Source organism: Xenorhabdus eapokensis, assembly GCF_001908105.1.
This window is the reverse complement of record NZ_MKGQ01000001.1, coordinates 93,636-113,588: the sequence shown is the minus strand read 5'-3', so window position 1 is coordinate 113,588 and position 19,953 is coordinate 93,636. Positions and strand designations below refer to the sequence as shown.

Here is a 19,953-nt window from a genome sequence, read left to right as displayed (position 1 = left end):
TGTAACAAATCCTTGTCCCCAGAATAGCAGCGATTCGTGGTTATAAGATACCTTCATAATTCATAGCCAATTATTAGCTACACGATTTTAGTTACAATAACTCAGTAACTTCCGTAACGCATTGGATATATGTTTCTGGCGATGGTAAATCAGGTACAAAGTACGATTGAGGCTAAGTCCAGAAATAATCAGTTCAGATAATGTGCCATTTTTCAGTTGCTCCTGGACAACTCGCCGTGAAAGACAACTGATCCCCATTCCATATTGAACAGCATGTTTAATGGCTTCCGAATTACCCAACTCCATCGCAATATTAAATCTCGGCATTTGTGAGAACAAAAGATGATCCAAAATTTCTCTTGTTCCTGAACCTTTTTCTCTCAATATCCAAGGGGCTTTGATCAAATCCTCCACGCTCAACTCACGTTGTAACAACGGGCTTTCTGGAGAGGAAAAAACAATCAACTCATCTTTCATCCACGACTGTGTGATCAATTCCGGATCGTGACACAATCCTTCAATCAATCCCAAATCGACACGGAACTCGACAACAGCCCTGATAACGTCTCCGGTATTACTGATATTCAATTCCAATGGCGTCTCAGGATAATCCTGACGGTATCTCGCCAACATTTCAGGTAACATATAGTTTCCAATCGTACTACTGGCTGCTAACCGCAATGCGCCCAATTCAAGTTTAAAAAGCTGTTCCACTTCACCAGTTTGTTCAAGCAATGCCAACGCCTTAGGATAGAGCAAACGCCCATGTTCATTGGTGACCAGACGTTTTCCGACTCTATCGAACAGTTGTACTCCCAACTGCCCTTCAAGATCTGTCAGTGAAGCACTCACAGCAGATTGTGATAATGCTAATTGCTGAGAAGCCTGTGTCGTTGAACCACTTTTCAGAACTTCTGCAAAAATTTCCAGTTGTCTCAGAGTGATACGCATATGGCCTCACGGGAAGCTAAATAAAAGGGAAAGATAATCTTGATTTTAGACAGTATTATGCAACTTAACAAAAGTCACCCATAATTAATCTATTTTAGTGTTTATATATATAAGTATTATAAATTTTATTGATTTATAAATTTTCTATATGCTTATTCTTAAAATGCATAAGCTAATAGAGTCGCCACTATGTCTGAAAATCAAGTAGGTGAATTTACCAAAATCCACCAGAATACCGTATTAAAATTCATTCCCGGTATTCTATTAGCCGCAATTCTGATGGCAATCGCCATCTATATTGGAACGATTCCTTGGTTTATAAATATAGGATTGGGCGTCCTGACACTTGCCATCTTATTGGGGATCATGATCGGCAACACGCTATATCCTTTCTTAAAATCTACCTGCGATAGCGGTATCCATTTTTGCAAACACTACCTACTACGAGCAGGCATCATTCTTTATGGATTTCGCCTGACTTTCCAACAAATCACTGATGTTGGCACAACAGGGATATTGATTGATGTCATTATGCTTTCTTCAACATTTTTTATGGCACTATGGGTTGGCCGTGCTTTTTTTCGCCTGGACAGCCAAACCGTGATCTTGATTGGTGCAGGAAGCAGTATTTGTGGAGCCGCCGCAGTTATGGCAACAGAGCCCGTTGTCAACGCTTCTGCCAGCAAAGTTGCTGTTGCCATCTCTACCGTCGTTATTTTTGGCACACTGGCAATCTTTATTTATCCGTGGTTTTATCAACTCAATGTTCACTACCAATGGTTTAATTTCACTCAGGAAACATTTGGTATTTTTTCGGGTTCAACGGTTCATGAAGTAGCTCAGGTTGTTGCCATTGGGCATACATTAGGAAGCGACGCGGAAAATGCAGCGGTTATCAGTAAAATGATCCGTGTCATGCTATTGGCGCCTTTTCTATTGCTGCTTTCTGGTTACCTCAGTCGCGTGAAAGTTAAAAATTGTAATGATCACCCCCAAAAATTCCCGATCACTATTCCGTGGTTTGCTGTGTTCTTTATTGTTACTGCGGGTTTCAACTCGTTTCATCTATTACCTGAATCTCTTGTTAACCATATCATTGCCGCTGATACCATTATGCTGGCAATGGCAATGGTTGCTTTAGGGCTAACCACCCATATCAGTGCTATTCGCCAGGCGGGGGTTAAGCCCATTTTGTTGGCATTCATTTTGTTTGTCTGGCTGGCAGTCGGAGGATTAATCGTCAATCAGGGCATCCATTATTTATTGCGCTAATTCAGAACGAGGGGATATTAAATTGACTTTTGCTGCCCAAATTTTATCAAAAAGGCGAATAATGCCATAATGACGAAAACACAGGAGAAAATGATATGAAATTTGTTGGAGCCCATGTGAGCGCTTCGGGCGGTGTTGATCAGGCCGTGATCCGTGCTCATGAATTAAACGCAACGGCATTTGCCCTGTTCACAAAAAATCAGCGCCAATGGCAGGCCGCACCGTTATCGACAGATGTCATTGATAAATTCAAAGAAAACTGTGAACGTTACGGTTATGGTAGCCGACAAATTCTTCCCCATGACAGCTACCTAATTAACCTTGGTCATCCTGAAACAGACGGCCTGGAAAAATCCCGCGCTGCGTTCTTTGATGAAATGCAGCGCTGTGAACAATTAGACATCAATTTGTTGAATTTCCACCCAGGCAGCCATCTCAACAAAATTGACATCGATAAGTGCCTCGCCCGTATTGCAGAATCCATTAATATTACTTTGGACAAAACACAGGGAGTCACTGCCGTTATCGAAAATACCGCCGGACAAGGCACCAATCTTGGTTTCAAATTCGAACAACTGGCGGCCATTATTGACGGTGTTGAAGACAAAACCCGCGTTGGAGTCTGTATTGACACCTGCCACGCTTTTGCGGCTGGTTACGATTTGCGCACTGAAAAAGATTGCGAGGCAACTTTCAAAGCATTCGATGAAATTGTGGGATTCAAATATCTTAAGGCCATGCATCTGAACGATGCCAAAAGTGAATTTTCCAGCCGTGTTGACCGGCATCACAGTCTTGGTGAAGGCAATATCGGTAAAACACCTTTCAGCTATATCATGAAAGATGAGCGTTTCAATGGGATTCCCTTGGTTCTTGAAACGATCAATCCAGATATTTGGGCTGAAGAAATTGCCTGGCTAAAATCCCAGCAAAGTTAATTACCTGACTGACATTAACTCGATCTTCGCCATCATTGATGCAAGTTCAGTACGGCTTTTAATCCCAACACTCGGCTGGCTAACCGTGAGTGCAGAAACGGCGGTTGCCAGACGCAATGTGTGTTCGCTGGATTCTCTCATCAGCAAACCATAGACCAATCCTCCGACCATAGAGTCCCCTGCCCCAACGGTGCTAACCACTTCACAATGCGGTGGTTTTGCCAACCATGCACCAGAAGCATTGACCCATAATGCTCCCTGCTCTCCCAGTGAAATAACAACGTGGGCAATCCCGCCATTGCGCAATTCATAAGCTGCATCAATAACACTATCCAAATCCGGCAATGATTTCCCCGCCCAAACCTCCAACTCATAGCGATTAGGTTTTACCAGCCAGGGGGATGCCTTAAGGCCAGCCACAAGAGCTTCACGGCTACTGTCGAAAATAACGCAGGGACAAGACTGTTGTAATTGCATCATCCAATCCGCAAATGATTCTGCCGTAATCCCTTCGGGTAAACTACCGCTGACAACAACCATATCAAACTGCCCCAGCCATGTCAGGGAATCACTGACAAATCGATTCCATTCTGCTTCTGTCACCTGGAAACCAGAAAAATTGAAATCTGTCACTTCACCCTGTTTTTCGGTCAGCTTGACATTAATACGAGTTCTCCCTGAGACGAGATGAAAACGATTTACCATCCTGTTTTCGCTAAAAAATTGCTGAAATCCCTCCTGATTTTCCCGTCCCAAAAAACCACTGACAGTCACATCAATGCCTAAATCACGCAGTACCTTCGCAACATTGTTTCCTTTACCAGCAGCGTGAAGCCCTGCCGTCTGTACACGGTTAACATTTCCCTTAACAATATCTGGACATAAGCCAACTAAATCATAAGCGGGGTTTAAGGTAATTGTGGCAACTCGACGGCTCATCTTGCCCGATATCTCCTGAATAAACAGTCATAAATAACATTAAGTTCTATCTGTTATTTATAACATCAAAATTGAATCGTTTCAGTTAAAATTACCGCTTGTTTGATCATTGTGTTAATACAATCTAACAGTAAGAATATGCAACGGAATAATTTCTTATTAGATGACTAAAATCAATCTGAACCAAGGTAAGTAGATACTAGCCGGAGGAATATATCAGTGTCAGTCGTTGTCGGAGTGGGTGTCATTATCATCAATGATAAGGGCGAAATTCTACTGGGAAAACGTACCAGCCAGCATGCACCATACTGGTCAATCTTCGGTGGTCATGTAGATCCCGGCGAATCCTTTGAAGAATGCGCTATTCGTGAAATTAAAGAAGAGATTGATCTAACAATCCACAACCCCAAAGTTTATGGTATTTGCAATAATCTCGAAACCTATCGCGAAGAAGGAAAGCACACTGTTTCGGTCTGTTTGCTGGCACAGTATGCCGGAGGTGAACCGAAATTAATGGAACCCGATAAATGTGAACAATTAGTGTGGTGTGATCCTGACCATCTTCCCGAACCTCATTTTGAGGCCAGCCGTAATGCCATCAGATTATGGCAAAAAGCGCAATTCTATTGCGAAAATTGATATCAGACTCCTACAGGCAGGTTTTTCCAGATAACCTGCCCTACTTTTGTATGCAAAATGCGATAAACATCATTTAATTATTTTTCTTAATTATTTGTTTACACATATAATTTATTTATGTATCGTTGCGCTAGTACAAGGTAACACCATTCATCAGGAGTCTATATGACCATTGAGGTAACGCAAAATTTGAAACGCCCCTCTATATTTGGTGGCGCTATGATCATTGCCGGAACTGCTGTCGGCGCGGGTATGTTTTCTATTCCGATTGTCACATCAGGTGTCTGGTTTACAGGGTCAATCATTTTGCTGCTGTATACCTGTACATGTATGTATTTCTCTGGCCTGATGATTCTGGAAGCCAATATGAATTACCCTGCTGGTTCCAGTTTCCATACTGTTACCAAGGATTTGCTGGGCAGAGGCTGGAGCTCCCTCAATGACTTATCCATCGCCTTCGTTCTGTATATCTTAACTTATGCTTATGTTTCAGCAGGTAGCTCAATTCTTTCTCACAATATCGAGAATATTATTCCATTACCCCAACCAATATCTGGTTTATGTTTCGCCTTTATCGTTGCCTTTATTGTTTGGTTATCGACTAAAGCAGTAGATCGTTTAAGTACTATCTTGATAGGTGGCATGGTCATTACCTTTATTATGTCTGTCGGTGGTATGTTTACCGAAGTTAGGCCAGCCATCTTATTTGATCAAGCCAATACCAATTCAGACTATTTACCCTATGCTTTAATTTCATTGCCTTATTTACTGGCCTCATTTGGCTATCACGGTAATGTTCCGGGACTGGTTAAGTATTACCATAAAGACAGTAAAGCCGTCACAAAGAGCTTACTATACGGCACATTGATAACGTTAGCGATTTACATTTTATGGCAGTACGTCATTCAAGGAAACATTCCACGTGAAGCCTTCAAGCAAATCATTGCTGATGGCGGTAATATTGGTAACTTATTGCAACAAATGGATAATACTTCTGATAATACGACAATAACTCAATTCTTAAATCTTTTCTCATATATGGCCTTAGCGAGTTCATTTCTGGGTGTGTCATTAGGATTATTTGACTATCTGGCAGATTGCTTTAAATTCGGCGATCATCGCAATGGTCGTTTTAAAACGGCACTGATTACCTTCGTTCCTCCGACTGCATTAGCTCTAATTTTTCCAAACGGTTTCTTATATGCAATCGGCTTTGCTGGCCTGGCAGCAACCATTTGGGCAGTTATTGTTCCTGCTTTAATGGCCAGAGAGAGTCGTAAACGCTATCCAACAGCCAGCTATCGGGCTCCGGGCGGTAATTTTTTGATTATCTTTGTTATCCTATTCGGTTTGATAAATGCATTAGCACACGTTCTCTCTCTGTTTGATTTATTGCCAGTTTATCGTTAATGCTTTCCTTTCGCCCCAGTATTTTTACTGGGGCATTCATTCACTTCTTGCCTAATAGGCCAACTGCGAGTAATTTTGTCGCCACTTAAATATTCATTCCACTATTTCCTTGTTTTTATGGAAGGTATCTATGGCTAGAGCCAATGAAATTAAACGCGGCGCTGCAATCAGCTACAATGGAAAACTATTATTAGTTAAAGACATCGATATTCAATCCCCCAGCGCACGTGGTGCCAGCACGCTATATAAGATGCGTTTTACGGATATTCGTACTGGTCAGAAAGTGGAAGAACGTTTCAAAGGTGATGACATTCTTGAAACCATCACATTGACCCGCCGTAGTGTCAGTTTTTCCTATATTGATGGTGATGAATATATCTTTATGGATGACGAAGATTTCACTCCTTATCACTTCAAAAAAGATCAAATCGAAGAAGAACTGTTATTTATTCCCGAAGAAGGTTTACCAGGAATGCAAATCCTGACAATGGATGGACAATTGTTAGCTCTTGAATTGCCTCAAACTGTTGATATGGTTATTGAAGAAACATCACCAGGTATTAAGGGCGCATCAGCGAGTGCCCGTACTAAACCGGCTAAAATGGGTACAGGGTTGACTATCCAAGTCCCTGAATATTTAAATTCTGGTGAAAAAATCCGCATCCATATTGCAGAACGTCGCTATATGGGACGTTGTGACTAATTCCTGATCCTTAAATATGAGTTGCTCTTTGACGAAAATAACGTTCGATGCAAAGGGCAACTCATTATCTGTGAAGCTAGAAGTAATCGACATTAACAATTGCCACACGTTTCTGATTATCAGTCCACTTCACTCTGGAAACACCTATGTTACCAGGAAGCATGACGTCGCCTTTCGTTTTGTGAGTTGAAATGATTTGTTTGACAGTGAGATTTTTACCTAATCGATAGCAAGAGATATTGGCTTGAGTGTTTGATATAACAACTTGACATCCTGGATCAACAATCGCACCTGAAAACCGAATGACTCCTCCTTTAGATTCGGCATATCCATAAGAAAGCCATGAAACCAATAAACAACTCATTAACAGCTTAAGATAATTTTTCATGGTCACCTCACTTTCGTTTATCCATTAACTAAAACTCAGCTACCTTTTATTCCTTCATCTCCATAATAACTATTTCATGTAAAAAAAATACGACATTGAGAACTTTTATTGATAAATATCAAAAGTGATTTTTCAATTAAAAAATAGACACACTTTTTTTTATTGATTAATTAAAAAAACATTAATAATCATTATTCGAACTAAATCACAGTTAAGTTTATTGATTTTATATTATATTATTTAGCCAAATGAAATGATTATTATACTTTTATGTAACATTTAATGATAAGTTACAGTAACAATACCTAATTCTTTATTTTTTCCCACCCACTTTATTTCTTCTGTTCCAATATGTTTTTCAATCGACAATGGAAATTTTTTATCCTTTCGATGTTCTAATATTTTCTTTTTGATCAATTGCTTACCATTATACCAGCAGATCATTTCAGTATGCTCTTTATCCCAGCTCAGTTGGCACGGGGACTCAACAATAGTACCGTGGAAATAAAAAGTTCCAGAACTGGAAGTTGATGGAGAATTCGCCATTACAGGATAATAAGACAAAGACATGAACAAAAAAGTCGTCATTTTTCGTAACATAAGCATTCAACCTCCACTACAAGTGTTATTATCTTTTTTCAACTTTAGCTCGCGCTAATGTGAAAACCAGATAATGGTGTAACGCTCTGCTATATAACGATATAACGTCAAATGAAACTTTTTCTTTATACTGTTGATTAATTTGAACGACAATTCGATATAATATTCTAATAAATTAGGATATGATAAAATCAATTGATGGTTATTTAACCATAGTCAGATATTGACATTGCATCAAATATATATTATCGGTACTGTCGTGGGGATTTAGCTATTTTTTCGATATCATAAAACTAATTACATATTTAACAACAACAAAGGTTAGCGGTGAACTATACAAACATATTGATATAATCACACGTTAACCACAGTATCTGATGGTGATTACGCTTTCTCATAAATTTTGTTATAGTCCCTTTCCTAGTTAATTGGTCTGCCAAACTCCATTTTACGTGTTAAATAGGTATCTCATGACTCGCAGTCACCCACTCGCTATATTTATTCTTAATATCCTTGGTATCGCCCTGTTCCTCTCTTGGTACTTGCCTGAGAATCACGGCTTTTGGTTCCATATTGATTCCGCCATTTTCTATTTTTTTAATGAAAAATTACTGTCAGGTTCGAAATTTGCCCTATTTGTAGCTATCGCGAATGTCAGGGCATTCGATGTTATATCACTTCTATGCATGGGCCTGCTTTATTACAGCGCATTTCGTAAACAGGATTACACCGGCAAACGCCGGCTTTTCATGATGGGTTTAGTCATGCTTATTTCCGCCGTTATCATTAATCAAATAGGCCATCAAATCCCCGTTAGCCGCCCAAGTCCAACGCTGACATTTGAAAATGTTAATCGTATAAACGAAATGACAAATTGGCATACAAAAGATGCGTCTAAAGACAGTTTCCCTGGTGATCACGGTTTAATGCTCTTAATTTTCAGTAGTTTCATTTTGCGTTATATCTCCCGTGGTGCATTCTGCATTGCTCTGCTGATTATGGTCGCTTTTGCTCTTCCCCGTATTATGGCAGGTGCTCACTGGTTTACAGACATTGCTGTAGGCTCTTTATCTTTAACACTGATCGGCATGAGCTGGGTGTTACTAACCCCATTAAGTGACATTATGGCAACATGGCTAGACAAGAAATTGCCGCATATTAGACGCGATAATTAACCTCATAATATTGAGGAGATACCGATTATCTCCTCAATATTACCTCGTATTTATTAAAGTCGTATAAAATAACAACATTTCATTCTAACCTATTAGTTCATAATCTAATTTTTTGTAAAGAACTCTTTTTGTCTCTCGCTTTTTACTAATGATTTCAGTAATCTTTCCTGCGTTCTGTTTATTAAAATAATATGTTTTGTAAAGATAGTAATAAAATGTGTTATTTCGCACACTTTATTGACATAAAATTTGTTAATACACCATATTCTGACTAGGCTATAGAACATTTAGTGTTTTCATGATGGTGATAAGCCACGTTAAGGACTGCAAGGGAAAATCAATAAATGGTTAAATCGAAACCAACACTGAGATACATCTTGCGGCTGATACCCGCAATTATAGCGGCAGTCGCACTGACTGCATGTAGTTCACCAGATTCTAACCTACGCAATAAACAAACTGAGACGCATGCAGTAAACACTGGAAAGCATTATTTACTGCAAGCATCTCAGGATGAATTTGAAAATCTGGTCAGCAAACTAGACATTAAGTCTAAGATACTCAATCAATACGCAGACTGGAAAGGTGTAGCCTATCGGCTTGGTGGAAACACTAAACGTGGCATTGATTGCTCTGCTTTTGTGCAACGCACTTTTCATGATCAATTTGGTATGGAGTTACCACGTTCCACATCAGAACAACAGAATATAGGACAAACTGTTAGTCGCTCTAAATTGCAGGCTGGTGACTTGGTACTGTTTAAAACTGGGGCTCACAGGCGCCATATCGGTATCTACATCGGCAATAATCAATTTGTCCATGCCTCAAGCAGTAATGGCGTCATCGTTTCCAAATTGACCGATACTTACTGGAGTAAACGCTACTATGGTGCAAGACGAGTATTATCAGATAACATAAAATACCCGACTTAACTGGCACCTAACGTGATTTATTACTGAGATTTCCCCTTGCAGACATTAAAAAACGCTTCCATTTAAGAAGCGTTTTTTATCAATGGGTAAAATCATAATGGATATAGCGCAGTTATATTTTCTGCAATTGCAGCACCTAACGTCTTTAAACGACATATCACTGCACTCTCATCTTCCTTAGCAAAAAACAAACATGGTTCTCCTTCCCACTCAATCACAGCACTCGGTATCTGCATATCAGCGATGGACTGATTTATAACATACAAAATTTCCCGTGCTTCTTCGCCTTCATGGCTTAGTAATTTAAGCCCCATCAGGCTATTTCCTGGATCTGTTTCTTCTGCTGGTAAAATCTCTACTTTCGTACCAACGAAGCCGGTTGACCACCGATAACTTTGCGGCAGTCTGTGTACTACCGAAAGTTGGATATTATTCACGTATCATTCCTATCAGAAACAACATTAATACATCTCACCACCCGTTGTAGATTATCGATTCGTCAAAACCGAATAACCACCCAACAAAAAAGTAAATAAAAGGTTAAAATAAAAATCACCAGACCGCACTTACTTCATTTCCTACTTCAAAAAAAGTGCGACCTGGCTCGCATTTTATATATATTTATACTGTTTAGGTAAAAAATTCAACTTATTTTTATGCAAAACAGCAACCTTTAGTTCAAGATTTATTTACATATTCGTTTCTTTCAGGCGTTATTGTGTACCAATAAAAGCATAATCTTTTTATTTACAACAGGTTAAATAATGGTAGCCCTATAATCTTCTGTAGTGATAAAATCACCATAAAAAGTTAACAAAAAAGCAACATAGCAATGCTTGCTGGATATGATAAGGTTAACAACTTCCTACATTTGTTTGATGATTGCTCGATATTTCCTGTTTATCAGGTTAATCAGTCACCTCTTTAAAGAGAGATTCAGGGCACTTTAGGAAAAACGTTTAAATAAATATATCCTGTCATTCGATGCCGGAAAAAAATAATCTCCGATAATAAACAAAAGGCCATCCCATACTGGCAGATGACCTCTAAAAACACTTTACACCTGAGCTTGATTACGCTTAGGACATAGCTATTTATGATGCTGATTATTTATACGACTTACTGCGTGCATAGATAATCAGCATCACTGCGAATGTCACACATAATGTCATTGATCCCACCATCGGCCAGGCACTTTCTTCTGGCAATAAAGACAAAATAGCGCCCACTGATGCAGCAATACTAAAACGGATGGTTCCTGCCATTGAAGAAACGGTTCCGGCCATATGAGGATAATCATCCAACACAACGGCCATCGTATTCGACGTAATCATGGAAATTCCGCTGATATAAATGGCAACCCCGATGACCAGAGAAATAAATCCCAGATCAAATAAGGTACTAAACAGTAACCATAGTCCCATGACAAATTGAACGAACAGTCCAATATGCAACATTTTCAATGGGCCATATTTGCGCACACACTGGCTGTTGATAGTTGCCATGATGAACAGAAAAATAATATTCAGCCCAAAATAGTAACCAAAATGCTGTGCAGGTACACCGTTCAGTTTGATGTAAACAAATGCACCAACACTGAGAAAAGAGAACATGCCAGCAAAGGAGAAACCACTAGCTAAGATATAACATAGCACTTGGCGTTGCCGGAACAGCATGACGAACTGTCTTACAGTCGTTTTTAAATGAAATTTTTGCCTTTTCTCTTTAGGCAATGTCTCTTCTATGAAGAGAGCCACCAGGGCAACAGTAATGACTGCAACCAGCGCAATCGACCAAAAAATAGCATGCCAGTTAAACCATACCATCAATATCCCACCCAACATGGGAGCTAATAACGGTGCAATGATCATCACCAATGTCACAAAAGACATACTGCGGGAAAATTCTTCTTTTGTGAATCTATCACGCATCAAAGCGTTGATGACAACACCGGCTGCCGCAGCAGAAAACCCATGTAAGAAGCGCATGGAAATAAAGGTATCAATATCTTGAGCTAAAGCACAGGCAGCAGAAGAGATAGCAAAAACAATGACACCTGCCAAAATGACTGGTTTGCGTCCTAAGCTATCTGACATTGGCCCATAAATCATTTGCCCAATAGCAAAGCCTAAAATATAGCTACTTAGTGTCATTTGTACTAAACCATCACTGACACCAAAACTTTCAGCAATTGTTGGCATACTTGGCAAATACATATCAATTGCCAATGGCATTAACATAGAAAGCAAACCAAGGATCAACACTAATCCCAAATAGGACGAACGCTGTTGTTGCACGCAGTTACTCCTGAATCAATTGAAGGATAAAAATTAGGGCGTTGGGATTTGTATGCTATTGATTTCATTATCAGTCAGTGCCCGATATTCTCCTGGCTCCAGTGCAGGATCGAGGTAGATTTCACCGATTCGCTCCCGATGAAGCGCCACAACATGATTCCCTACTGCGGCAAACATCCGTTTTACTTGATGATAGCGTCCTTCGCTGATAGTCAAACGAACAAGTTGAGATTCGATAATTTCCAGTTGTGCGGGTTTTGTCAGTGCTTTTTCCCCATTTAACTGCACCCCTGCCAGAAATTTTTGCTCGCTATCCTCAGAAACCGGGTATTCCAATGTCACAAGATAAGTTTTTTCGCAGTGATGTTTGGGGGACGTAATACGGTGTGACCATTGACCATCATCAGTCAACAAAACCAACCCTGTAGTGTCAATATCCAAACGCCCCGCTGAATGTAATTTATGAGCAACAGGCTCATCAATAAAATACAAAATTGTCGGGTTTGACGGATCATCTGTCGAACACACATACCCCTGAGGTTTATTCAGCATAAAATAACGTGGGCCATTGAGTTGTTGTAATATCGTGCCATCATAGGCAATTTGCTGATCGGCCTTCAATTTATAGGCTCCTGTTTTGATGATCTCATCGTCGACAGTAACTAGCCCTGCCCGCAACTCGCGCCCCACATCGTTGCGGCTAATACCTAATTGTTGTGATAAAAATTTATCCAATCGCATGAATAGATGTACCTGACAAAAAATAAACACATAAAAACATGTCCTTGATATTACCAACAACTTCAAGGCCACTATTGGAATACAAGATTAAACAGATAATTCACAAAAAAATCATCACACCAGCAACTATAACAATAATAAGCGACACGTTATAGCCCATCTGATCCTAGAAAAATAATGACGAATTATCTCTCGACGGCAGGCTTCAATGAAAAATGTTATTCTCTACAGCAATTATCTTTTACCTGATATTTGTGACAGTAACATAAAAATGGCTTTTACTTTACGTTCTTATCAACAAGAAGCGGTAGACGCAACCATTCGCTATTTTCGCCAGCACAGCGATCCCGCCGTTATTGTGTTGCCAACAGGGGCAGGTAAAAGCCTTGTCATCGCTGAATTGGCAAAGCTGGCTCATGGCCGTGTTTTGGTACTGGCACATGTCAAAGAACTTGTTGCGCAGAACCACAGCAAATATGGTGCTTATGGATTGGACGCAGACATTTTTTCCGCCGGGTTAAATCAAAAACAAAGCGCAGGAAAAGTGGTTTTTGGCAGCATTCAGTCTATTGCCCGCAATCTGGATTGCTTTAATCACCATTTTTCACTGCTAATTATCGATGAATGTCACCGCATTAGCGATAACGAAAACAGTCAATATCAACAAATCATCCAGCAACTTCGAAAAAACAATCCCCAACTCCGCATTTTGGGTTTAACCGCAACACCTTATCGCCTTGGTGCTGGCTGGATATATCAATATCATTATCATGGCATGATCCGTGGTGATGAACGCAGTTTTTTTCGCGATTGTATTTATGAACTTCCATTGCGTTATATGATTAAACATCATTTTCTGGTTTCTCCAGAAAGATTGGACATACCTGTAATGCAATATGATTTTAGTCAGGTACGAACCAGCCAACAAGGAATATTCAATGAAGCAGAATTGAATCGGGAGATCAAACGCCAAAAGCGTATCACTCCTCATATCATTAGACAGATCGTTGAATATGCACAAGCTCGAAAAGGAGTGATGATTTTCGCCGCGACAGTCGAACATGCCAAAGAAATCGTCCAATTGCTGCCCGCAGGGCAAGCCGCGCTAGTCAGTGCAGATACCCCACCATCTGAACGAGATCGCTTAATTACGGCATTCAAGGAACAACAACTCCGCTACATGGTCAATGTTGCCGTACTCACAACCGGATTCGATGCCCCCCATGTTGATTTAATCGCCATATTGCGCCCAACAGAATCTGTCAGCCTTTATCAGCAGATCGTCGGGCGCGGCTTACGTTTATTTCCTGATAAAAAAGATTGCCTGATTTTGGACTATGCCGGCAATCCTCACGATCTTTACACTCCTGAAGTAGGTAATAGCAAACCCAACTCACAGAGCCAGCCCGTTCAGGTATTTTGCCCCATTTGCCAATTCGCCAATACTTTCTGGGGTATATGCACAACAGATGGAGACATCATTGAGCATTTTGGGCGACGCTGCCAAGGTTGGGAAGAAAACGAAAATGGGAAACGCCAACAATGTGATTTTCGTTTTCGTTTTAAATCATGCCCCCATTGTGGCGCGGAAAATGATATCGCAGCCCGACGCTGCCATCGCTGTGAAGAAGTGCTCGTCGACCCCGATGATATGCTGAAAGCAGCCTTAAGACTAAAAGATGCACTGGTACTACGTTGTGGTGGCATGCAACTGACACCAGGTCACGACAATAAAGGAGAATGGCTAAAAATCACCTATTACGACGAAGAGGGTGCGACCGTATCTGAGCTGTTCCGTTTATCTACTCCAGCCCAAAAGAAAGTATTTGAACTGCAATTTCTTCGTCAACACCAACGTGCACCCGGAGTCATTTTCCGCTGGAGAACAGCGTCAGACATAGCAAATCAACTTCCTTTATTGCGCCATCCTGACTTTGTTGTTGCGCGTAAAAAAGGGCAATTTTGGCAAATCAGAGAAAAGGTTTTTGACTATCAAGGACGATTTAGACGGGCTGACGATTTGTACTAAATATGTCGATTAGACTATCCACTAACCAACCGGAAAACATATTTATATTTGCTGTCATATTGGTTTTTCGCTAGAATGCCGCCCGCTTAACGTAATAACTCATGTTAAGCCAAGTATCGAACCTGCTGCTGGGTCGCCTGTAGCAGGATTTATTTTCTTCTTTTACAGAGAAAAAATAATGTTAACTATTAATGCAGAAGTACGTAAAGAGCAGGGCAAAGGTGCGAGCCGCCGCCTGCGTAGAGCTAACAAGTTTCCAGCAATCATCTACGGTGGTAACCAAGAGCCAGTTTCTATCGAACTGGATCACGATGCAGTTATCAACCACGAAAGCAAGCCAGAATTTTACGAAGTTCTGACTCTGGTTGTTGATGGTAAAGAAACTAAAGTTAAAGTGCAGGCAGTACAGCGTCATCCGTTTAAACCTAAACTGACGCACATCGATTTCCTGCGTGCTTAATTAGCCACATTCGAGCTTTTATCGGGACGCCGAGTAAATAACGCCGCAATTGCGGCGTTATTTATTTTTACAACTTAGTCTCTTCACGGTGAACAATATTAGCGATTGCCACTACCATGACGTTGCAATTGATCGCGTAGATTCGGGGGCGTACCCTTAATCGTCAATGTATCCGTTACAGGATCCCAAAAAATTCGTTCTCCCATCAGCATGGCATCAAAATTGATGGTTAATCCTCCACCACTGCCCGCCAATTTCTTCAACTGGCGCAATGTTCCGCGATCGGCCGGAAAACTCTCTTCCAATTTATAGCCCTTATCCTGCGAAAATTGTTGAAAACTTTGCCCCTCCAACGAGGGTAACTCTTGGGATAGCTCTTGTAACTTAATTTCCTCGCCCGTCTGTAACTGTTCATTACAGTAACCATAAACTTGTTGACGATAAGCCTGGCGTTCATTTTTATCCAACTGTGCCGACTCGCAATAATCATCCAAAGCCTGCAACAACCCTTTGTTTTGAACTTTGGCATTCATGCCTTCACTGGCGGCCAGAAAATCCATAAAAAAGTCCGAAACCTTACGCCCTACTCGCCCTTTTAAGAAAGTCAGGTAACGACTGGATTCAGGATTGGTTTCCCATTCAGTGAGATCGATTCTTGCAATAATATCAGCATGAGGAATATCAAGATATTGTGTCGTATTTACATCGAGTTCATCATTGACGGACGTACTGTTACAACTATTGAGCACAGCAATCAGTAAATATTCCACGGCAAGATAGCGATATTGACAAAACAATACCGTTCCCCCTTCTGCAAACGGATACTTTGCTAACTCATCTTTTAAGCGAACCGTTGCAGCCCGGCTAAAACCAAGAAAACCGTCATCTCCTTTACGTAAATGACGCAGTGATCCCGCCAGCTCACTTTCTTCATTAAACAAACCGTAAGCTTTACTTTTCGCACTATATACACGATGTAACTCTGCCATCATCTCTTCAACCACTTGGTTGGTATCCAGCAAAGCATCACGCAAAATCACTTCCAACGTCTGTTCATCACGTTTAATCAACCGATGTAACGCGATCTGGGTAATATCCAGACTCATTATTTATACTCCTTTTGCAGCTTTGGCCATATAGAGGCGTGCGGTTAGCGGCGTATTCAAACATCGTTATCTTTCTGCCGCAACTAAAAACCCAATTGACGAAATACTCGTTATTGAATTGCCAACATCCTACATATCAAAGAATAAAATGATGCAATATATTCAATATTGGCAACAACCCCGGCAACAGAGAGTTAATTTGTCATAAAAAAAGCAGAAAATCCCCCCTCTATACGGTAAGATATGGGGCTTTGTACATTCAGGATATTTGATTTATGCCACAGTCATCTCGCTATAGCGATGAAAAAGTTGAACATTTATTAACTGAATTAGTAAATGTTTTCGAAAAAGACCATACTCCAACTGACCTGACCTTGATGGTTTTAGGTAATATGGTAACAAATTTGATCAATACGAGTATTGCTCCTGCACAACGCAAACATATTGCAGACTCGTTTGCACACGCGTTGCAATCTTCAATCAACGAAGATAAAGCGCATTAATCTTCATTAACACGTTGACGTAAAGAAATATGGTGACTAGCTGTCAGCATTACCGCGAAAAAGTTTCTCAGATGATCAGTTGGGGACACTGGTTCGCACTGTTCAACATTATGTTCAGTCTTGTGCTGGGCAGTCGCTATCTATTTGCATCTGACTGGCCGGGTTCACTGTTTGGTCGCATCTACGCGCTGATCAGTTGGCTCGGCCATTTTAGTTTCATTGTCTTCGCCATCTATTTACTTATTTTATTTCCGCTGACATTTATCGTTATGTCCCAGCGGCTAATGCGGTTTCTTTCGGCCACATTGGCAACGGCAGGTTTGACACTACTGATATTCGATTCATCCATCTATGTTCGCTTCCACCTGCATTTAACCCCATTGGTTTGGGATTTAGTCACCAATCCAGAACAAGGCGAGTTAGCAAGGGAATGGCAACTGATGTTCATCTGTATTCCGGTGATTTTCCTAATACAGATGCTTTTTGGCACATGGAGCTGGCAAAAATTACGCAGCCTAAACCGCCAACGATTTGGTAAACCACTGGCAACAGTATTTATTACTGCTTTTATCGCTTCGCACCTTATATATATATGGGCTGATGCCAATTTCTACCGTCCGATTACCATGCAGCGCTCAAACTTGCCGATTTCTTATCCAATGACCGCCCGCAAATTCCTTGAAAAACATGGCTTATTGGATCAACAAGAATTTCAACGCCGCATTAACCAACAAGGCAATCCCACAGCCTTGAGCGTCAATTATCCACTGAATAATTTATCTTATCAGGATACAGGCCGCGGTTATAACTTACTTCTGCTTGTCGTGGATGAGCTGAATCATCAAGATATTACTCACGATATGCCAACTTTGGAACGTTTTGCGCAGAACAATCTCCAGTTTACGCAACATTTCAGTACCGGCATTCACGATGATACTGCATTGTTTGGTTTATTCTATGGCATATCATCGGGTTATCTGGATGGTATTCTTAACGCCAGAAAATCCTCAGCACTTATAGATGCCCTGACACATCAAGGGTATCAATTCGGCCTCTTTTCTTCAGATGGATTCCAGACACCACTTTATCGCCAGGCCATATTGACCGATTATTCATTGCCAGAAGCTAAAAGGCAAAATGATAATGTAACAGTGACACAATGGAGCCAATGGTTAGATCTACGAAATGGTTCCACACCATGGTTCTCATTGCTGGATATTAATGGTTTCGTACCTTCATCCGGTAAATTTGATAAGAAAGCGCTGGATACTGAAATCAGTCATGTTTTAGAAGTCCTGAAAACTAAAGGTGTCTTAAATAAAACGATCATTGTGATTACAGCTAAACAGAGCAAAGAAACAACAGCTAACAAGGGAAAATGGTTTACAGGTGACAAATTCAATCGTGAACAACTTCATGTTCCCCTGATAATTCAGTGGCCAGGCACTCCGGCACAAACTATCGATAAATTGACTAATCATCAAGATATCATGACAACCTTAATGCACCGTTTATTGCACGTGACTAATTCTCCAGAAGATTATTCCCAAGGCGAAGATCTCTTTAACGCCCAAAGAGAAAATCCATGGCTTATCACGGGTGATAATGGTTCCTTAATTGTTACGATGCCTCAAAATACGGTCTATCTTTCCAAGGATGGGGAGTATCATCTGTATGATTTAGAGGGTAATGAAATTCAGGATGCCAAACCAAACCTTGCCCAATTATTACAGATATTAACGGAAGTAAAACGATTTTTAGCAAACTAATCGTTTAAAAATCAGGCACTCACTAAATTAGGGGCTTGCTTTGCAAATAAAAAACGGTAGTATAGGTAAAGTCATCGGCATGTAGCGCAGCCTGGTAGCGCACCGTCATGGGGTGTCGGGGGTCGTAGGTTCAAATCCTATCATGCCGACCAAATTTCCCTAGAAAAACCAACCACTTGTGGTTGGTTTTTTTATGCGTCGAATTTGCTTGGGGTAAAACTGGTGTAAAATGGGTGTAGAACCTTCTTCAAAAGTCACTGATTTATTGAGCTAAAAATAATCATATTTTAATTGTATTTGCACTGGTCATTACCTTGCCTATTTGCTCTTTATTCTCTGAATTCTAAAATTACGATGAATGTTCATCTGTAAAATTTTTCTATCATTTTCCATCCCACTCTTACTCCACCCGCTCAACCGCTTCACCATCAGAAGCCTCCCCCTGCCTCACATTCCACACCGAATCCGCCGGCATCTGGACACGGACAGAGATAGACCGACAGGAATATCAATCGGGTCACCGTCAGCGTAACCCTCTGTATATTTCTGGCGAATGTAGGTGCGTTTGAGTGCTCACGATGATACGTCATGATTTTGATGGAGACATCCGGTAGCACTTTGTAATCCACCCAAATCAGCGGTAATTTATTTTTGCACAGCGGTATCTCAACCCCGCTAAAACAACGAACAAGGCTATGTCCATCGCATGCAATTCAGGCGTTCTGTATTCCTACGGAAGAGACAGCGATTGATGCCGACGAGGAGGTTCATCATGTGGCTCCTAAGAGTATTGATGCGGTTCTGCGTGATTTCCACCGAGTATGCGACCAAAGAGGTCAACAAAGAAAAGCTCCAGCAGGAATATGTAATACATGGACGGCATTGAATGGACTTTTTGAACTGTAAGAGAGATGCAAGGAAGTCACGGGTATTCGAATTAAAGAACTGAAACAGGCTGCATAAATGGCACAACGCGGTGTAAACAAAGTTATTGGGACTTTTATTGAAAGAGAATACTATCTTTAAAGCAGATCAACGGATTGAATACATGACCCAACAGATCGCATAGCAACATGAGCCATAACAATATCACCTTTTTTA

General features: G+C 40.7%; 20 protein-coding genes and 1 tRNA gene. 12 read left to right on the top strand and 9 right to left on the bottom strand.

Features of this window, described 5'->3' with window-relative positions; translation table 11 throughout:
- Nucleotides 1-87 precede the first annotated feature (87 nt).
- Entirely contained in the window at nt 88-951 is an 864-nt protein-coding gene (yieE, locus tag Xedl_RS00460) for a DNA-binding transcriptional regulator YeiE (protein WP_074022109.1), read from the bottom strand.
- A 189-nt stretch (nt 952-1,140) separates the two neighbouring features.
- Here yieE and Xedl_RS00455 point away from each other — a divergent pair, with 189 nt between their 5' ends.
- Nucleotides 1,141-2,223: a YeiH family protein gene (locus tag Xedl_RS00455; protein ID WP_074022108.1), complete on the top strand. Its 1,083-nt coding sequence runs from the start codon at nt 1,141-1,143 to the stop codon at nt 2,221-2,223.
- A gap of 95 nt (nt 2,224-2,318) precedes the next feature.
- A complete protein-coding gene (gene nfo, locus Xedl_RS00450) occupies nt 2,319-3,161 on the top strand; it encodes a deoxyribonuclease IV (RefSeq protein ID WP_074022107.1) in 843 nt (280 codons plus the stop codon).
- Here the strand turns inward: nfo and fruK are convergent, their stop codons facing one another.
- On the bottom strand, nt 3,162-4,100 hold the full coding sequence (fruK, locus tag Xedl_RS00445) for a 1-phosphofructokinase (RefSeq protein WP_074022106.1): 939 nt from the start codon (nt 4,098-4,100) through the stop codon (nt 3,162-3,164).
- A gap of 219 nt (nt 4,101-4,319) precedes the next feature.
- Here fruK and Xedl_RS00440 point away from each other — a divergent pair, with 219 nt between their 5' ends.
- The 3 genes from Xedl_RS00440 to yeiP all read left to right on the top strand — a co-directional run bounded on the left by Xedl_RS00440 (nt 4,320) and on the right by yeiP (nt 6,852).
- Nucleotides 4,320-4,739, top strand: a complete 420-nt coding sequence (locus tag Xedl_RS00440; RefSeq protein WP_074022105.1) for a nucleotide triphosphate diphosphatase NUDT15 — start codon at nt 4,320-4,322, stop codon at nt 4,737-4,739.
- A gap of 165 nt (nt 4,740-4,904) precedes the next feature.
- Nucleotides 4,905-6,149: a tryptophan permease gene (gene mtr, locus Xedl_RS00435; protein WP_074022104.1), complete on the top strand. Its 1,245-nt coding sequence runs from the start codon at nt 4,905-4,907 to the stop codon at nt 6,147-6,149.
- A gap of 130 nt (nt 6,150-6,279) precedes the next feature.
- Nucleotides 6,280-6,852 (top strand): elongation factor P-like protein YeiP, encoded by a 573-nt coding sequence (gene yeiP / locus Xedl_RS00430; RefSeq protein WP_074022103.1) that lies wholly within the window; start codon nt 6,280-6,282, stop codon nt 6,850-6,852.
- Nucleotides 6,853-6,928: 76 nt separating this feature from the next.
- On the opposite strand, the gene Xedl_RS00425 is transcribed toward yeiP, so the two are convergent.
- Entirely contained in the window at nt 6,929-7,240 is a 312-nt protein-coding gene (locus tag Xedl_RS00425) for a type 1 fimbrial protein (RefSeq protein WP_074022102.1), read from the bottom strand.
- 279 nt (nt 7,241-7,519) lie between these two features.
- Nucleotides 7,520-7,846 (bottom strand): type 1 fimbrial protein, encoded by a 327-nt coding sequence (locus Xedl_RS00420; protein ID WP_244149646.1) that lies wholly within the window; start codon nt 7,844-7,846, stop codon nt 7,520-7,522.
- A gap of 464 nt (nt 7,847-8,310) precedes the next feature.
- Between Xedl_RS00420 and Xedl_RS00415 the strand changes: the two genes are divergently transcribed.
- Nucleotides 8,311-9,015: a phosphatase PAP2 family protein gene (locus Xedl_RS00415; RefSeq protein ID WP_074022101.1), complete on the top strand. Its 705-nt coding sequence runs from the start codon at nt 8,311-8,313 to the stop codon at nt 9,013-9,015.
- A gap of 344 nt (nt 9,016-9,359) precedes the next feature.
- On the top strand, nt 9,360-9,947 hold the full coding sequence (mepS, locus tag Xedl_RS00410; RefSeq protein ID WP_074022100.1) for a bifunctional murein DD-endopeptidase/murein LD-carboxypeptidase: 588 nt from the start codon (nt 9,360-9,362) through the stop codon (nt 9,945-9,947).
- Nucleotides 9,948-10,039: 92 nt separating this feature from the next.
- Here mepS and Xedl_RS00405 read toward each other — a convergent pair whose 3' ends face one another.
- From Xedl_RS00405 to rsuA, 3 genes are all read right to left on the bottom strand, one after another.
- Nucleotides 10,040-10,384, bottom strand: coding sequence for a YejG family protein (locus tag Xedl_RS00405; protein WP_074022099.1), 345 nt, complete (start codon nt 10,382-10,384; stop codon nt 10,040-10,042).
- Nucleotides 10,385-11,053: 669 nt separating this feature from the next.
- Nucleotides 11,054-12,244, bottom strand: coding sequence for a Bcr/CflA family multidrug efflux MFS transporter (locus Xedl_RS00400; RefSeq protein WP_074022098.1), 1,191 nt, complete (start codon nt 12,242-12,244; stop codon nt 11,054-11,056).
- A 33-nt stretch (nt 12,245-12,277) separates the two neighbouring features.
- On the bottom strand, nt 12,278-12,985 hold the full coding sequence (gene rsuA / locus Xedl_RS00395) for a 16S rRNA pseudouridine(516) synthase RsuA (protein ID WP_074022097.1): 708 nt from the start codon (nt 12,983-12,985) through the stop codon (nt 12,278-12,280).
- Between the two features lie 271 nt (nt 12,986-13,256).
- Between rsuA and radD the strand changes: the two genes are divergently transcribed.
- Nucleotides 13,257-15,014: a DNA repair helicase RadD gene (gene radD / locus Xedl_RS00390; RefSeq protein ID WP_074022309.1), complete on the top strand. Its 1,758-nt coding sequence runs from the start codon at nt 13,257-13,259 to the stop codon at nt 15,012-15,014.
- Between the two features lie 178 nt (nt 15,015-15,192).
- A complete protein-coding gene (gene rplY, locus Xedl_RS00385) occupies nt 15,193-15,474 on the top strand; it encodes a 50S ribosomal protein L25 (protein WP_047679702.1) in 282 nt (93 codons plus the stop codon).
- A gap of 98 nt (nt 15,475-15,572) precedes the next feature.
- Here rplY and yejK read toward each other — a convergent pair whose 3' ends face one another.
- Nucleotides 15,573-16,580 carry a nucleoid-associated protein YejK gene (yejK, locus tag Xedl_RS00380; protein WP_074022096.1) on the bottom strand — a complete coding sequence of 336 codons (1,008 nt, stop codon included), beginning with the start codon at nt 16,578-16,580 and terminating at the stop codon, nt 15,573-15,575.
- Nucleotides 16,581-16,855: 275 nt separating this feature from the next.
- Here yejK and Xedl_RS00375 point away from each other — a divergent pair, with 275 nt between their 5' ends.
- The 3 genes from Xedl_RS00375 to Xedl_RS00365 all read left to right on the top strand — a co-directional run bounded on the left by Xedl_RS00375 (nt 16,856) and on the right by Xedl_RS00365 (nt 19,004).
- Nucleotides 16,856-17,083 carry a YejL family protein gene (locus tag Xedl_RS00375; protein ID WP_074022095.1) on the top strand — a complete coding sequence of 76 codons (228 nt, stop codon included), beginning with the start codon at nt 16,856-16,858 and terminating at the stop codon, nt 17,081-17,083.
- A 29-nt stretch (nt 17,084-17,112) separates the two neighbouring features.
- Nucleotides 17,113-18,852: an LPS biosynthesis-modulating metalloenzyme YejM gene (gene yejM, locus Xedl_RS00370; RefSeq protein WP_074022094.1), complete on the top strand. Its 1,740-nt coding sequence runs from the start codon at nt 17,113-17,115 to the stop codon at nt 18,850-18,852.
- Nucleotides 18,853-18,927: 75 nt separating this feature from the next.
- A tRNA-Pro gene (locus tag Xedl_RS00365) sits at nt 18,928-19,004 on the top strand.
- Between the two features lie 276 nt (nt 19,005-19,280).
- Here the strand turns inward: Xedl_RS00365 and Xedl_RS39540 are convergent.
- Nucleotides 19,281-19,469, bottom strand: a complete 189-nt coding sequence (locus Xedl_RS39540) for a hypothetical protein (protein ID WP_479688306.1) — start codon at nt 19,467-19,469, stop codon at nt 19,281-19,283.
- Nucleotides 19,470-19,953: the final 484 nt, after the last annotated feature.